Here is a 14,723-nt window from a genome sequence, read left to right as displayed (position 1 = left end):
CAACCTCCGCGTCAGTGGCTTGGCTGTAATCGCTCCTTAAACTGTAAGGCGCACCCTTTAGGTCTGAGCGGCCGCTTCCCGGCCGGATCGGAGGCCGTCATGGCGATCATGACTTCCAGCACGCGGCGTACGGGCGACCACTTCGAGCCCAGCGACGTCGATCCCCAGGTCCAGCGGCGGCTGCGCGGCTATCTCGAGCAGATCGACTACACCGCCTTCGCCTCGAACAAGGCCGTGCTGGGCGCGACCATCCCCCATGTCGACGCCGAGCGCTTCCAGCGCCTGGCCGTCGCCGCCGCCACCGCCCGCGCCAAGTGGGTGGCCGAGGCGGCATCGATGGCCGAGGCGGGGGCCTCGTTGTCCGAAGCCCAGGTCGCGCGCCTGGCCCACCTGCGGTCGGCCTATGACGAGCTGTCGGCGGTATATGAGGCCACGCGGCGCATGGTCGAACGGGGGTACATCCCGTACCGGTCCAACAAAGAGTAATTTACCCGGATCTTATTGACTCCATATTTCATCCGGGTAAAAGGCGCGCCTCAGGAAAGAGGTTCGCCATGTCCGGACGCAAGGCGCTGCTGCGCGCATACAAGGAACGCAAGGTCGAGGCCGGCATCTACGCCGTGCGCTGCCTGGCGACGGGCCAGGCCTGGGTCGGGTCGACGGCCGATCTCTCCACCCGTCAGAACGGCATCTGGTTCTCGCTGCGTCTGGGCTCGCATCGCGAGCGGTCCCTGCAGGCGGCCTGGACCGCGCACGGGGCCGAGGCCCTCGCCTTCGACCCGGTCGAGACGATCGACGCCGAGGGGCTGGACAAGTTCGGGCGCGACAGCCGACTGAAGGAGCGCCGCGCCCACTGGATCGCGGCGCTGAACGCCACGGGATTGATGTGATGGAAGAGCTGTTTGTGGTGTTCCACGGCCAGGACCGCGTGGCCGCCGGCTCGCGCCTGGACGCGGCCCTGGCGGCCCAGCGGCTGGCGGGGGAGACGGGCGTCCTGATCTTCGGCCCCGACGGCCGGGGCGTCGACTTCGACCTTAGCGGCGGGCCGGAAGCCCTGACCGCGCGCCTCGCGCCGCCGGAGGAAGCCCCACGCGGACGCGGGCGGCCCAAGCTGGGCGTGGTGCCTCGTGAGGTGACCTTGCTACCGCGCCACTGGGATTGGCTGGCCACCCAGCCGGGCGGAGCGTCGGTGGCTTTGCGCAAGCTGGTCGAGGCCGCCCGCCGCGAGAGCGAAGGCCCAGACCGCATCCGCGCCGCCCGCGAGGCGGCCTACCGCTTCGCCTCGGCGATCGGTGGCGACCTGCCGGGCTTCGAGGAGGCCATGCGGGCCCTGTTCGCCGGCGACGACGCGGGCTTCGAGACGCGGATCCAGGCCTGGCCGGTCGACATCGCCGCCCAGCTGCGCACCTACGCCGCCGAAGCCTTCGGCCCGGACATGACGGAGGTTTAAGCGGCGGACCGCGAGGGCGCATGGCAGGGTCCGCTTCGGAGGGACCCCATGAACCACGTGAAGACCGCGCTCGCGGCGCTGCTGTTGACCTCGTGCGCCAGCGTCGCCGTTGCCCAGACCGTCAAGATCTTGCCCGAGCGGCCTTATCTGGAAGCCACCGCCGCAGGCCCCAGCGCCAATTTCGACATCCTGGTCCGCAACGACGGCGACAAGCCGCTGGAGGTGGGCCAGCTGACTATCCACATCGCCGACGCCTCGGGCCGCGAGGTGCTGGAGCGCCGCGTCGACGGCAATGGCGTGGCCGCCTCGGTCAAGACCCTGGCCGTCGCGCCGCTGAAGCCCGGCGAGGCGCGGCTGTTGTTCAACCCGTTCCCGGTGATCCCGGCCGACATCACGCCCGGTGGCGTGCGGGTCGGGGTCGAGCTGTCGCCCAGCGAAGGGGAGGGCGCGACCGTGAAGGGCTCGGCCAAGGCCGGGTTTCGCAGTCCTCCCGCCTCGGCCCTGAAGCTGATGATGCCGCTGGCCGGCAAGGTCTGGGTCTGGGACGGCCACGACCACCTGGCCCACCATCGACGCTGGGACTACCACCATCCGGCCCTGGTGGGCTTCGGCTTCACCAGCAACGCCATGCGCTATTCGTACGACTTCGTGCGGCTGGACGAGATGGGTCTGGACCACGGCGACGATCCCAAGCGCAACGAGGACTATTTCAGCTTTGGCCAGCCGGTCCGCGCGCCCGCCGACGGCGTGGTGGTCGATACCGAGAACGCCCAGACCGACGATGGCAAGTTTGATCCTTCGACCTTCAAGGCGCGCTCGAACCTCGTGCTGGGCAACTACGTGATCATCCGCCACGCCGACGGTCTCTACAGCGCGCTTGGCCACCTGAAGCAGGGCAGCGTGACGGTGAAGGCGGGCGACAAGGTCAAGGCTGGCCAGACGCTCGCCGCCGTCGGCAGCTCCGGGACCTCGATGTTCCCGCACCTGCACTACCAGCTGATGGACGGCCCCGACTTCGCCGCCGAGGGCGTGCCCAGCGCCTTCATCGGCCTGACGCGGGTGCGCGGCGACAAGCGCGCGCCGTGGCCGTCGGGCGCCATCGACAGCGGGGACGTGGTCGAGAGCCGCTAGTTGGACTTGGCTTCGACGTCCGCCAGCACCGCCTTGTAGGCCGTCTCGAACGGAGCCTTGTCGCTGTCGGGCTTGGCTGGCCACAGCGGGCGCAGGGCGGCGGTGCGGGCGGCGGCGTCGCGCAGCCAGGCGGGATCGGCCTTGGCCAATTTGGCGAGGCGGGCGTCGACGTCCGCCTTCGGGCGGCCGTCATAGGCCAGCAGCGAGCGCAGGGCCCACAGGGCCTGCTCGTCGGCGTTCGGCTTGGCCGAGCCCGGCGCCCGGTGCGCGGTCCAGCGCACGGCGTCCAGCACCTGGGCGCGATAGCGCGGATCGTCCCAGGTGCTGGGCGTGTGGCCCAGATTGGTGTGGTAGAGGCGGCCCTGGCCGATCTGGCGGGTCCAGGTGATGGGCACGAACCAGGGGCGCTTCAGCGGCGTCTCGGTGAAGTCCAGGGCCTGCAGCACGCGGACCTTGGCGGGGTCATAGTCCGAGTACTGATAGATCTCCTCGGCGAAGGCGAACCGGGCCGGCCAGGCGGTGTTGAGCGGGTCCTTGCCGCCCAAAGCCTGGACGGTGATCGGTGTGCCCTGCGTCCACGGATGGCCGGCGAACTTGCCGTTGATGAAGGCGGTATAGGTCTGGCCGGGTCCGGTATAGTCCCAATGGGTGTCGGTCGAGCTGTGCAGGCCGAGGAACCCGCCCTTGCCGCTCTCGACCCACTTCTGGATCGCGCCCCAGGCCTCGGCCGGGATCGGCAGTTCGCCGGTGGTGTAGAAGGCCAGGACGTCGACGTCCTTCAGCTTCTCGGGCGTGATGGTGCGGGCGTCCTGGGTCGACTCGACCGTGAAGGCCCCCGACTTGGCGCCGATCTCGGCCAGGGCGATCTCGGAGGGCGTCGGACCGTTGCTGTTCTTGGGCCGCGCGACGGGGCGGTGCACGAAGCCGACCGACTGGTCGAGGTACAGCACGCGGATCTTCGGCGCGGCTTCGGCGACGGATGTGGAGAGCGCGGCGACCGCCGCGATGAGGGTCAGCAGGCGGGCCATTTTTCTTCTCAGTGCTTGGGTTGCAGCAGGTCCCAGCGATTGCCGGACAGGTCCTCGAACACCGCCACCGTGCCATAGGCCTCGTGCCGGGGTTCCTCCAGGAAGGTGACGCCGGCGGCGCTCATGCGGGCGTGGTCGCCGGCGAAGTCGTCGGTGTGCAGGAACAGCCAGACGCGGCCGCCGCCCTGATTGCCGATCGCGGCGGCCTGGTCGCCGGTGGCGCGGGCCAGCAGGAAGTTCGTGCCGTCGCTGCCGGGCGAGACCACGACCCAGCGCTTGCCGTGGCCCATGTCCGTGTCTTCGACGAGCGTGAAGCCCAGCTTGCCAACATAGAAGCCGATCGCCTCGTCATAGTCAGCGACGAGCAGGGACACGAGAGCGACGCGGCGGGCCATTTGCGACTCCTTGTTCGGAGCCGATTGCATAGCATGCGTCAGGCGGTTGTCAGCGTCGGGGTTCTAGAACCCTGGCCATCCTTCCCGAAGACCAGGAGATTCCTCCCATGAACCGCGCCCTCATCCTGACCCTCGCCGCGCTCGCCGTCGCCCCAGCTGCCGCCCTGGCAGACGGACCCAAGACCAAGGTGACCGAGGTCGCGGTCAAGGACATCCCCGTTGCCGTCACCTCGGTCGTGAAGGCCGCCGCGCCGGGCATGACCATCAAGGAAGCCGAGCTGAAGGAACGCGCCGACCGCCGCTATTACGACGTCGAGGGCGTGATGCCGGACGGCTCGGAGATCGAGTTCGACCTGCTGGAAAAGAACGGCGCCTGGGAGATCGTCGAGACCCAGCGCGACGTCGCCTGGGCCTCCGCGCCGCAACTGGTGCGCGACACCGCCGCCGCCTCGGGCAAGGCCATCAAGCCGGTCCGCGTGATCGAGAGCAAGCAGACCGACGGCATGGTGATCTACGAGCTGTTCGCGGCCGGCAAACCGGACGAGCCCTCGATGGAAGTCAGCCTGAAGGACGGCAAGGCCAAGGTGCTGGCCGAGGTGTGGCCGCACTAACCCCCGTTGTAACCCCCGATGATCGGCAGGATCTCGCCCGTGATGTAGCTCGACATCTGCGGCGAGGCCAGGAAGACGTAGGCCGGCGCGATCTCCTCGGGTTGCGCCGCCCGCTTCATCGGGGTCTTGGCCCCGAACTGGGCGACGTCCGGACCCAGCTTGTCGGCCGGGTTCAGCGGGGTCCAGACCGGGCCGGGGGCCACGGCGTTCACGCGAACGCCCTTCTCGATCAGGTGCGTGGCCAGCGAGCGGGTGAAGGCGTGGATGCCGCCCTTGGTCAGGGAGTAGTCCAGCAGATCCTTGTTGCCCAGAAGGCCGGTCACCGAGCCGGTGTTGATGATCGAGCCGCCGTTGGGCAGGTGCTTCACCGCCGCCTTGGCCATGTGGAAATAGCCGTAGAGGTTGGTCCGCAGGGTGCGGTCGAAGTGCTCCTCGGTCAGGTCTTCGAAGTCGAGGACGTGCTCCTGGAAGGCGGCGTTGTTGACCAGGATGTCCAGGCGGCCAAACTGCGCCACCGTCCGCTCGACCGCCGCCTTGGCATAGGCCGGGTCGGCGACGTCGCCGGGCAGCAGGATGGCGCGACGGCCCTCGCGTTCGACGGCGGCCTTGGTCTCTTCGGCGTCGGTGTCTTCGCTGAGATAGCCGATGGCCACGTCCGCGCCTTCGCGGGCGAACAGCACCGCCACGGCCCGGCCGATGCCGCTGTCGGCGCCGGTGATCAGGGCGACCTTGTGCTCCAGCTTGCCCGAGCCCTTGTAGAAGGGCGCGTCATACATCGGGGCGGGGTCGAGCCTGTACTCTTCGCCTGGCTTGGCCTGGTGCTGCTCGGGGTAGGGCGGCGCGGGGTAGGGGCGCGCGCCGGCCTGCATGGCGTGGCTTCTGTTGTGGTCCTCTTCCTTGGGCTCAAAGGACCGCTGCTCCTTGGCGTCCAGCGGCGCCTGGATGTCGCGATAGGCCTGGGCGACGCGTTCGCCGGTCTGTTCGAACTCGGGGGTCTGGGTCTCGGACACGGCGCGCTCCTGCAGGACTGAGCCCGGAGAACCACTGGCCGCCACCGATGTTCCAAGCGGCGCCGAATGCGTGTTGCCGCAAAAGCAGGCATAGGCCACCTTGCCGGCCTCTTTGACATCTGGTGACGACCATGCCGCGCGACGCGGCCGGAACGGCGCTTCCTCCGAAGCGGCCGCGCGGCCCCATCATGACCGATCTGATCGAACTGCTTCGCCTGGCGGGGCCGGTGATCCTGTCGCGCCTGGGCATCATGGTCATGGGCCTGACGGACGCTATCGTCGTCGGCCACTTCTCGGCCCAGCAGCTGGGCTTCCACGCCATGGCCTGGGCGCCGTCGTCGATCTTCGTGACCATGAATGTCGGCCTGCTTGTCGGGATCCAGGTGATGACCGCCCGCGCCATCGGGGCCGGCAAGCGGCACGAGACCGGCGCGGTGCTGCGGCGCGGCCTCAGCTACGGCCTGTGGCTGGGCCTGGGCTCGATGGCGCTCTTGGCTTTGTTCGGCTCGCTGTTCCTGCACAGCCTGGGCCTGAAGGACGGCCTGGCCGACGGCGCGACCCTGCCGCTGATCGTCTTCTCGCTGTCGTTGCCGGTCTATTCGGTGTCGGTGGCCCTGACCTTCTGGCTGGAAGGCCTGTCGCGGCCGGGGCCGGGCGCGGTGTTCATGTGGCTGGCCAATATCGTCAACCTGGCCGCCAACCTGTTGCTGGTGCCAGGGACCTTCGGCCTGCCGGCCCTGGGCGCGACGGGCGGGGCGTGGTCGACCTTCATCGCCCGCACCGCCTTGATGCTGGCCCTGGCCATCTACGTGCTGCGTATGAAGGAGGCCCGCGCGCTGGGCGTCTTCGACAAGCCCGCTCGCGACCGCCCGGCCGAGATCGAGCAGCGCAAGATCGGCTACGGCGCCGGCGCATCGAACTTCTTCGAGGTCTCGGCCTTCGCCGGCATGAACCTGGTCTGCGGCTGGATAAGCGCCCTGGCCGTCGCCGCCTATACGGTGGTGCTGAACGTCTCGGCGATCATCTTCATGATCCCGCTGGGCATGGCGACCGCCACGGCCGTCCAGGTCGGCCGGGCCTATGGCGCGCGCGATCCGGAAGGCATGAAGCGCGCGGGCTGGATCGCCTTCGCGGTGATCGCCGCCGTCGGCGTGGCCTCGAGCCTGGTGCTCTATCCGACCCGCCACTGGGTGGCCATGGCCTATACGACCGACCCGGCGGCGCTGGAGCTGATCCTGCCGGCCCTGGTGCTGGCCTGCTTCTTCCTGGCCCCCGACGCTGTGCAGGTCGTGGCGGCCCAGGCGCTGCGGGCGCGGGGCGAGGTGTGGGTCCCCACGGTGACCCACCTGATCAGCTACGCCCTGGTCATGGGGCCGCTGGCCTGGTTCCTGGCCATTCCGCGCGGCATGGGCCTGAACGGGGTGCTGATCTCGATCATCGTCACCAGCTTCCTGGCGGCGGCCTTCCTGCTGACCCGGTTCCGAATGCTGGACTGGCGCGATCGGAAGCTGGCGCAGGAGGAGGGGGCCTAGGCCCCCAGGATCCAGCCTTCTTCCGTCTCGGCGGCTGCGACAGCGTCCTCGGACAGGCTCTTGGGCGCGGCGAAGATCGCGCCCAGCTTGCCGGCCTCGTCCAGCTTGGCGAAGTGCTCGGCCAGGCCGCGCACCTGGGCCAGGTCCTTGACCTCGCCGGCGCCCGGGACGGACTTGATCAGCGACGGATAGACCTCGGCGACCACGGTGGCGACGCCCTCCAGGTCGGCCTCGGTCAGGGTCTTGAAGCCCGTTTCGAACGGCCACACCCGCACGGTGTCGCCGCGCGCGTCCTTCAGGCGGCGCACGGCCGGGATCCCGACGATCGCCTGACCGCCGACCGAGCCGTTGTAATAGAGCTTCCAGATCGAGTGCGCGCCCTTGGCGGCCTCGTCGGCGTAGCGGAATTCCGGCAGGTCATCCGGACCATGCTCACGCGGGCGCTTGGGCTGCAGGGTCGTCAGCGCGTCCTTGGGCGGGCAGCCCCAGAACGGGAAGGGACCCCCGGTCAGGCGACGGTTGATCTCCGAGCCGACGCCGAAGCGGTTGTTGGTGTTGTCGACCTTGTCCTTGACCATCTTGGCCAGCTGGTCCCAGACCGCGCGCCAGGCGGTCTCGCCGGGTAGCGACAGCGCCTTGGACAGCCCGCGCGGGAAGCCCAGCGGGAAGTCGAAGCCGACCAGGGCCCGCTCGTTGCGCTTCTTCAGGTCGTCGAGGATGGCGGCCAGCCGGGTCTCGGCCTCGCCACGGGTCGCGGGGTTGTAGCTCTCGAAGGTCAGCCGGAAGCGCACGTCGCGCTTGAGCACGCCGATCCAGATGGAATCCGCGCCGGTGGTCGGCTTGGCTGCCGCGCTCCAGTCGACGATCACATAGGCGCTGAACAGACGCGACACGGCACGCGGCTCCGAGAGAGAAACGAAGCCGCGCTTCTACTCCCCCGGGAGCCTCCGGACCAGTCTAGGAAAGCGCTTGACGCGATATCAGGCGGCGTCGCGCACTTCGTTGGTCGGGCCGATCGGGCTGCCGTTGCGGGCGAACCAGCGGATCGGCGGCTCGCAGGACGGGCCCAGGGCCGCACGGACGATGGCCGGCGGGCGGCGCTCTTCCGGGGTCATGAACAGGCCGTTGGTCTTCAGCTTCAGGCCGGCGACCTTGTTGGCGCCCAGCATGGTCAGCGGCACGGCGACGATCAGGCCCAGCAGGATCGGGGCGGTCGAGGTGAACAGGTCCGGCGTGAACCAGAAGACGCCGCCCAGGACCAGGCCCGTGGCGCTGATCCAGCCCATGGCGGCGCTGGCTTCGTTGAAGCTGACCTTGTCGGCGTCGCGGCGCTGGGTGGCCCAGCCGCCGACCTTGCCGGCCATGATCTCGACGATCGCGCGGGTCTGGGTGAACATCAGCATCGGGGCGACCAGGGCCGAGAGCAGCATCTCGACGGCCAGGCCGGCGGCCACGCGGCGCTTGCCGCCGAAGCCCTTGGTTTCCTGCTTGCGCGAGAAGACCAGGATCGAGCCCAGGATCTTGGGGCCGAACAGCAGCACGAAGGTAATGATCATGGCCCAGGCGGTGGCCTGGATCTCGCGCCAGTCGATCAGGGCGTGGGCGGCGGCTTGCAGGTCGGCCATGGTGAAGGCCGCCTTCTTCAGCTCGGGCATCAGGGCGCGCGAGGTGACGCCGGCCGACAGGGCGATGAACCACAGCGGCGACAGCGCGTAGCTCAACACGCCGATCACCAGGTGCAGGCGGCTCATCCAGTGCAGGCCGGGCAGGGCGATCAGCGGGACGTGCTGGACGTTACCGCGGCACCAGCGACGGTCACGGGTGGCGAAGTCCAGCAGGTTCGAGGGGCTCTCCTCGTACGAACCTTCCAGATACGGGGCCAGGTGGACGCTCCAGCCGCCGCGGCGCAGCAGGGCGCTTTCCAGGGCGTCGTGGCTCATGACCTCGCCGCCGAACGGCTTGGGGCCGCCCAGGTGCGGCAGGCCGCAGGTCTCGGCGAAGGCGCGCGTGCGGACGATGGCGTTGTGGCCCCAGAACGAGCTCTCCGAACCCGACCACCAGGCCAAGCCGGTCCAGGCGACGCGGCCGTACAGGCGCGTGGCGAATTGCAGAGTGCGCGCGAAGATCGTCTGGGCGTTGATGATCATCGGCATGGTCTGGATCAGACCGGCGCCCGGGTGACGCTCCATGGCGTCGGCCAGGCGGACCATGGCCTCGCCGGTCATCAGGCTGTCGGCGTCCAGGACCAGCATGTGCTCGTAGGCGCTGCCCCAGCGGCGCACCCAGTCGGCGACGTTGCCGGCCTTGCGGCCCGTGTTTTCCTTGCGGACGCGATAGAAGACGTTGCTGTGGGCCTCGCGGCGGAAGCGGGCGAAGCAGGCCTGTTCGGCCAGGGCCACCTGGGCGTCGCGGGTGTCGCTGAGGACGAAGATGTCGAAGTGGCGAGAGAGGCCCGTCTCGGCGATCGAGGCGTCCATGGCGCGCAGACGGGCGAAGACGCCGGCGGCGTCCTCGTTGTGCACCGGCATCAGGATGGCGGTGCGGGTGTGCAGCTTGGGCATCGGGCTCTCGCCGTCGATGCCCAGCGGATCCTTGGGCTTGCCCAGCAGGATGACGAAGCCGGCGACGGCCGTGCAGAACCACAGCGACAGCGCCAGGAACAGCGGGGCCAGCAGCACCACGACCACCGCTTCCAGACGGGTCACGCCGCCCAGGGCCACGGTGTCGAAGGTGGCCTTCCAGCCGGCGAAGCCCATGACGATCGTCGCCAGGGCCACGATCCAGCGGCGCATCGTCATGTTGGCGACGACAGAGGCGGCGCGGCGCGAGCCGCCTTGCCAGAAGCCCAGCGGCTGGACCGGCATGGCCAGCGGAACCTCGGCCGGGATCTCGACCGTGTCACGGCGAACGACCTGATCGAGGGTCACGCTCGTGGAGGAGCGCACGTCGAAGAGGCTGGAGCGATCGCTCATATCGTCAGTTCTCGGACTTTTTCCGGCGGGCCGGGCTCTCTCCGCATGCTTCGACGCCTGGAGCCTCTTTCCGCCTGCCTGCGTATCCGCTAGGGACGGGCAGGGCGGTCTGTGACAGCTTGGTGACGGTCGAAACCGGCGTGGAGAGCCGCCGGTCGTCCCTACAGTAAAACTTCGATCACAAATTCGCTACCGGAAATCACGCCGATTTCGCAGTTGCGAGAAAAAACATCGGAAACGCGTCGCACGAGCGGTGCTCGCCGATTTGGGGAATTTCGGTAAGGCTATGAATTTTCGGTATTTTGTCGCCGCTGCTGCCGTTCTGAGCTTGACCGCATGCGGTCAAGCTTCGCAAGACGGCCGTTCAAAACCGGGCGTGGTCGAGGCCATGCCATCAACGGAATCGCTACCCGCCTATGACGCGCAGGGGGTGATTTCCAGCCTGGATGGCCAGATTCTCACGCTCGATCACGACGGCGCGAGCGCTGGGGGCCTCAAGCCTGGCCGCGACCAGTTCAAGGTCTATGCGGACGTGATCGCCGAGGCGCCGATCGCGCCGGGGACGCGGGTGAAGTTCCAGTTCAAGAAGACCTCGACGGGGCTCGAGGTGTCGAAGCTCGAGCCCCGCGAGTAGGCGGCTCCTAGGAGAGCTTCACCAGCATCTTGCCCATGTTCTCGCCCGAGAACAGCTTGATGAAAGCGTCCGGCGCGCGCTCGACGCCCTCTTCAACGGTCTCTTTCCAAGTGATCTTCCCGGCCTTGATCCACTCGGCCATGTCTTTCGCGAACTGCGGGTACAGGTCGTAGTGGTTCGAGACGATGAAGCCCTCCAGGCGCAGGCTCTTGCCGACCGCCAGGATGATGTTGGACGGGCCTTCCGGCTTACCGGTCTCGTTATATTGCGAGATCATCCCGCACAGGGCGAAGCGGGCGAACGGGCGGGCCGAGTTGATGGCCGCTTCCAGGTGGATGCCGCCGACGTTCTCGAAATAGACGTCGATGCCCTTGGGCGCGACCTTGGCCAGCTCGGCGACGACGTCGGGCGTGGCCTTGTAGTCGATGACATGATCGACGCCGATCGACTTCAGGAACGCCACCTTTTCCGGACCACCGGCCGAGCCGATCACGGTGTGGCCCTTTAGCTTGGCGATCTGGCAGACGACCGAGCCCACGGCGCCGGCGGCGGCCGAGACGAACACCACGTCGCCGTCCTTCAGCGCCGCGACGCGCAGCAGGCCCGCATAGGCGGTCATGCCCGGCATGCCGACCACGCTCAGGAAGGCCTGGGGCGGCACGCCTTGGGTGTCGATCTTGGTGATCGCGCCCATGCCGGCGGCGGCCAGCGATTTCGGGTGGGCGTTGAAGGCTTCGCGCCAGCCGAACATGGAGTTGACGATGTCGCCCGGCTTGTAGTCCGGATCGTTGGAGGCGACGATTTCGCCGATCGCGCCGCCTTGCAGGGCCTGGCCGATCTGGAACGGCGGCACATAGCTGGGACGATCGTACATGCGGCCGCGCATATAGGGGTCGACCGACATCCACAGGTTCTTGACCTGCACCTCGCCGTCGCCCGGCGCGGCCAGGTCGACGCTGGCCAGTTCGAAGTCCGTGGACTTGGGCAGGCCGACGGGGCGGCTCTTCAGGCGGATCTCACGCGACGTGGTCATGGCTTCCTCCAACTGCTCTTGGCGAGCGTTGCTAATTTAAACGGATGTTTAGCGCGCCCTTACGGAAGTCTCCAGTGCTTCTAAGCCGTCCCGAAGCGCGGTAGACAGCCGGCATGACCCAAGACCACTCTTCTTCCACGCCTCTCAGGGCAGGCGTCGTCGGCGCCGGTGTGTTCGGCGGCTATCACGCCAAGAAGTATGTCGAGCTGGACGGCGTTACGCTGGTCGGCGTCTACGACGTCGACCTGGCGCGGGCCGAGGCCCTGGCCGGTCCGCTGGGCGCGAAAGCCTTCGACGACATCGACGCCTTCCTGGCGCAGGTCGACGTGGTCACGGTCGCCGCGCCCGCCGTCCATCACGCCGCGCCGGCCCTGGCCGCGCTGAAGGCGGGCAAGCCGGTCTATTCCGAAAAGCCCCTGGCCGTGTCGCCCGAGGACGCCGACAAGATGGTCGCCGCCGCCGCCAAGGCCGGCGTGCCGCTGGCCTGCGGCCACCAGGAGCGGGTGGTGTTCCAAGCCATGGGCCTGCTGGACATTCCCGAACAGCCGCTGCGCCTGGAAGCCGTTCGTCGCGGCACGCCTTCGGACCGCAATCTCGACGTCTCGGTGGTGCTGGACCTGATGATCCACGACATCGACCTGGCCTTGGCGCTCTGCGACGGCGAGCCTATCGCGGTGGAAGGCGAGGGAGCCATCACCCGCTCGACCTCGCTCGACTGGGTCAAGGCCGAGGCCACCTTCGACAACGGCTTCACCGCCGTCTTCGACAGCTCCCGCGTCGCCGAGGCCCGCGAGCGGACCATGAAGGTCGTCTATCCCTCGGGCGAGGTCGAGATCGACTTCCTGGCCCGCACCTTCCGCAACACCACCCCGTTCCCGCTGATCGAGAACTTCACCGAGACCCCGGCCGGCAAGGACCCGCTGGGCCTGTCGGTCGCGGGGTTCCTGAAGGCCGTGCGGGGCGATGCGCCGCGTCCGGTGGTTACCGGCGAGGAAGCCGCTCGGGCGCTGGACCTGGCGCTAGCGGTGGAATGGGCGGCGCAGGGCTGAAGGCGTGAAGCGGCTCGGGACGCTCCTTGTCGCGACCGTCCTGAGCCTTAGCGCGGGCGCAACGTTGGCCTGTGTTCCCTCGGGGACGCGCCAGCCATCGCCGGCCTATATCGCCAAGCACCTGGTCGCCCATGCCGCCGCGATCGATATCGTGGTTGTCGAGCGGTCCGAACGCTTGCCCTCGGCGCCGTTCGCGCGAAAGGCGTTTGGAAACGGCCCCGACCAGATCCGCTTCAGCAAGGATCTGTTCGAAGGACAGGTGTCGCTGGCCGACGAGTTCGAGGTGACACGGCTCAGCTACAGGGTCGTGGAGACGCTGAAGGGGCAGGGCGCCAAGCGCTTCCAGCTGACGGGCGTCGGGCCGGGCTCGGACAGCACGATCCAGTCCCTGGCGATGTACAATAATGCGCCCATGATCACGGCGGTGGAGCTGACGCCGCTGAACCTGACGCCGGGCACCTGCCTGTCCTTTCCCGGCGCGCTGAAGGGCGTGCGTTACCTCGTCTTCCGCGACGCCAAGGGGGCGTTGGTGGGGGAGGTCATCCCTTGGGAAAACGATCGGCGTCGCGGGCCCAGCTATCTGGCCGTGCCCAAGGCGGACGATCCGTGGCTGCGGACCGTCCGTCAGGCCGTGGCGGCGCAGCGCAAGGGCCGCTAGCGCCGCCGGCCTCCCGACACCTGCAGCAGGGTGGCGATCACCGCCAGGCCGCCGCCGAGCACCGCCACTGCGCTCCAGCCGCCGTGGGTCCAGGCCGCCGCCGCGGCGGCCGAACCGCCGGCCCCGCCCAGGAACATCGCGCCCATGAACAGGGTGTTCAGCCGGGCGCGGGCCTGGGGCTTGAGGGCGTAGACAAGGTGCTGGTTCGAGACCAGCGCGCCCTGAACTGCAAAGTCCAGCACCACCACGCCGACCAGCAGTCCGGCGACCGAGGTCCACAGGCCGAAGATCAGCCAGGCGACCAGGGTCAGGATCGCGCCCAGGGCGATGGCCAGGTGCGGGCCGCGCTTGTCGGCCAGCTGGCCGGCCAGGGGCGCGGCCATCACGCCCACGACACCGACGATCCCGAATACGCCCGCCACGTCGGCGCCGAGGCCAAAGCGCGGCTCCTGCAGGTGCAGGGCCAGGATCGTCCAGAAGGCGGTGAAGGCGGCGAACAGGTTGGCTTGCGTGAAGGCCGCCAGCCGCAGGGCGGGAAACTCGGTCCACAGCTTGCCCAGCGAACCCAGCAGGGCGGCGTAGGACAGGTCGCTGTCGGGTTTGCTGCGGGGCAGGGTGGCGGCCATCAGGAAGCCGGCCAACGAGGCGATCGGCGCGCCCAGCCAGAACATCGCCCGCCAGCCCAGGCCAGTGCCGACGAAGCCGGCCACGGTGCGGCTGAGCAGGATCCCGCACAGCAGGCCCGACATCACCACGCCCACCGTCGCGCCGCGCTTGTCGGGCGGGGACAGATGCGCGGCCAGCGGCACGATCTGCTGGGCGACCGTGGCGGCCATGCCCAGCAGCAGCGAGGCGACCAGCAGCCAGCCGTCGCTAGGCGCCAGGGCGGCGAAGGCCGAGGCGAAGGCCAGCACCAGGAACTGGCCGACGATCAGGGTCTTGCGCTCGACGCGGTCGCCCAGCGGGGCCAGCAGCAGCAGGCCGGCGGCGTAGCCCAGCTGGGTGGCGGTCGGCACGAACGCCGTCAGCTTGCCGGGTAGCTCGCGCTCGATCAGGCCCAGCATTGGCTGGCTGTAATAGATGTTGGCGACCGCCAGCCCGGCGGCGGTCGCCATGGCGAAGGTCAGGCCCCGGCCCAGTGGCGCGGCCCTGAAGGCGGCGCGGGGAAGGATGAAGGTCATGGTCGGCTCCATGGAGAGCAGTGTTCTCTCTCCGTTGAG

At 68.8% G+C, this 14,723-nt stretch carries 16 protein-coding genes; 9 read left to right on the top strand and 7 right to left on the bottom strand.

Annotated features, from left to right (window positions below; translation table 11 throughout):
* Positions 1-99: 99 nt before the first annotated feature.
* From AC1RR5_RS18110 to AC1RR5_RS18095, 4 genes are all read left to right on the top strand, one after another.
* The gene (locus AC1RR5_RS18110; RefSeq protein WP_492923577.1) at positions 100-486 is read left to right on the top strand and encodes a hypothetical protein; all 387 of its coding nucleotides are present in this window, start codon (positions 100-102) and stop codon (positions 484-486) included.
* A 68-nt stretch (positions 487-554) separates the two neighbouring features.
* Complete coding sequence (locus AC1RR5_RS18105) at positions 555-890, top strand: GIY-YIG nuclease family protein (RefSeq protein WP_492923576.1); 336 nt, start codon at positions 555-557, stop codon at positions 888-890.
* Complete coding sequence (locus AC1RR5_RS18100) at positions 890-1,450, top strand: DUF2239 family protein (protein ID WP_492923575.1); 561 nt, start codon at positions 890-892, stop codon at positions 1,448-1,450. Before AC1RR5_RS18105 ends, AC1RR5_RS18100 begins: the two co-directional genes overlap by 1 nt.
* A 48-nt stretch (positions 1,451-1,498) precedes the next feature.
* On the top strand, positions 1,499-2,581 hold the full coding sequence (locus AC1RR5_RS18095; RefSeq protein WP_492923574.1) for a peptidoglycan DD-metalloendopeptidase family protein: 1,083 nt from the start codon (positions 1,499-1,501) through the stop codon (positions 2,579-2,581).
* On the opposite strand, the gene AC1RR5_RS18090 is transcribed toward AC1RR5_RS18095, so the two are convergent.
* Both AC1RR5_RS18090 and AC1RR5_RS18085 read right to left on the bottom strand, forming a co-directional pair.
* Positions 2,578-3,609 (bottom strand): ThuA domain-containing protein, encoded by a 1,032-nt coding sequence (locus AC1RR5_RS18090; protein WP_492923573.1) that lies wholly within the window; start codon positions 3,607-3,609, stop codon positions 2,578-2,580. The two genes, AC1RR5_RS18095 and AC1RR5_RS18090, sit on opposite strands and share 4 nt — an antisense overlap.
* 8 nt (positions 3,610-3,617) lie before the next feature.
* Complete coding sequence (locus AC1RR5_RS18085; RefSeq protein WP_492923572.1) at positions 3,618-4,004, bottom strand: VOC family protein; 387 nt, start codon at positions 4,002-4,004, stop codon at positions 3,618-3,620.
* Between the two features lie 107 nt (positions 4,005-4,111).
* On the opposite strand from AC1RR5_RS18085, the gene AC1RR5_RS18080 reads away from it, so the two are divergent.
* Positions 4,112-4,615: a hypothetical protein gene (locus AC1RR5_RS18080; RefSeq protein ID WP_492923571.1), complete on the top strand. Its 504-nt coding sequence runs from the start codon at positions 4,112-4,114 to the stop codon at positions 4,613-4,615.
* Here AC1RR5_RS18080 and AC1RR5_RS18075 read toward each other — a convergent pair.
* Complete coding sequence (locus AC1RR5_RS18075; protein WP_492923570.1) at positions 4,612-5,625, bottom strand: SDR family oxidoreductase; 1,014 nt, start codon at positions 5,623-5,625, stop codon at positions 4,612-4,614. The genes AC1RR5_RS18080 and AC1RR5_RS18075 overlap by 4 nt on opposite strands.
* A 131-nt stretch (positions 5,626-5,756) precedes the next feature.
* Here AC1RR5_RS18075 and AC1RR5_RS18070 point away from each other — a divergent pair, with 131 nt between their 5' ends.
* Positions 5,757-7,157, top strand: coding sequence for an MATE family efflux transporter (locus AC1RR5_RS18070; RefSeq protein WP_492924109.1), 1,401 nt, complete (start codon positions 5,757-5,759; stop codon positions 7,155-7,157).
* On the opposite strand, the gene AC1RR5_RS18065 is transcribed toward AC1RR5_RS18070, so the two are convergent.
* Positions 7,154-8,050 (bottom strand): cobalamin biosynthesis protein CbiG, encoded by an 897-nt coding sequence (locus AC1RR5_RS18065; RefSeq protein ID WP_492923569.1) that lies wholly within the window; start codon positions 8,048-8,050, stop codon positions 7,154-7,156. The genes AC1RR5_RS18070 and AC1RR5_RS18065 overlap by 4 nt on opposite strands.
* Positions 8,051-8,137: 87 nt before the next feature.
* Positions 8,138-10,129, bottom strand: coding sequence for a glucans biosynthesis glucosyltransferase MdoH (mdoH, locus tag AC1RR5_RS18060; RefSeq protein WP_492923568.1), 1,992 nt, complete (start codon positions 10,127-10,129; stop codon positions 8,138-8,140).
* A 253-nt stretch (positions 10,130-10,382) separates the two neighbouring features.
* Here mdoH and AC1RR5_RS18055 point away from each other — a divergent pair, with 253 nt between their 5' ends.
* The gene (locus AC1RR5_RS18055) at positions 10,383-10,763 is read left to right on the top strand and encodes a copper-binding protein (protein ID WP_492923566.1); all 381 of its coding nucleotides are present in this window, start codon (positions 10,383-10,385) and stop codon (positions 10,761-10,763) included.
* 7 nt (positions 10,764-10,770) lie between these two features.
* Here AC1RR5_RS18055 and AC1RR5_RS18050 read toward each other — a convergent pair whose 3' ends face one another.
* Positions 10,771-11,796 carry an NADP-dependent oxidoreductase gene (locus AC1RR5_RS18050; RefSeq protein ID WP_492923564.1) on the bottom strand — a complete coding sequence of 342 codons (1,026 nt, stop codon included), beginning with the start codon at positions 11,794-11,796 and terminating at the stop codon, positions 10,771-10,773.
* A gap of 113 nt (positions 11,797-11,909) precedes the next feature.
* Between AC1RR5_RS18050 and AC1RR5_RS18045 the strand changes: the two genes are divergently transcribed.
* Positions 11,910-12,845 carry a Gfo/Idh/MocA family protein gene (locus AC1RR5_RS18045; protein ID WP_492923562.1) on the top strand — a complete coding sequence of 312 codons (936 nt, stop codon included), beginning with the start codon at positions 11,910-11,912 and terminating at the stop codon, positions 12,843-12,845.
* A 64-nt stretch (positions 12,846-12,909) separates the two neighbouring features.
* Positions 12,910-13,503: a hypothetical protein gene (locus tag AC1RR5_RS18040; RefSeq protein WP_492923560.1), complete on the top strand. Its 594-nt coding sequence runs from the start codon at positions 12,910-12,912 to the stop codon at positions 13,501-13,503.
* On the opposite strand, the gene AC1RR5_RS18035 is transcribed toward AC1RR5_RS18040, so the two are convergent.
* On the bottom strand, positions 13,500-14,684 hold the full coding sequence (locus tag AC1RR5_RS18035; RefSeq protein ID WP_492923558.1) for an MFS transporter: 1,185 nt from the start codon (positions 14,682-14,684) through the stop codon (positions 13,500-13,502). The genes AC1RR5_RS18040 and AC1RR5_RS18035 overlap by 4 nt on opposite strands.
* Positions 14,685-14,723 lie beyond the last annotated feature (39 nt).

The sequence above is a fragment of the Caulobacter sp. GW821-FHT11E11 genome, assembly GCF_058808315.1.
This window is presented reverse-complemented; position numbering and strand designations above follow the sequence as displayed.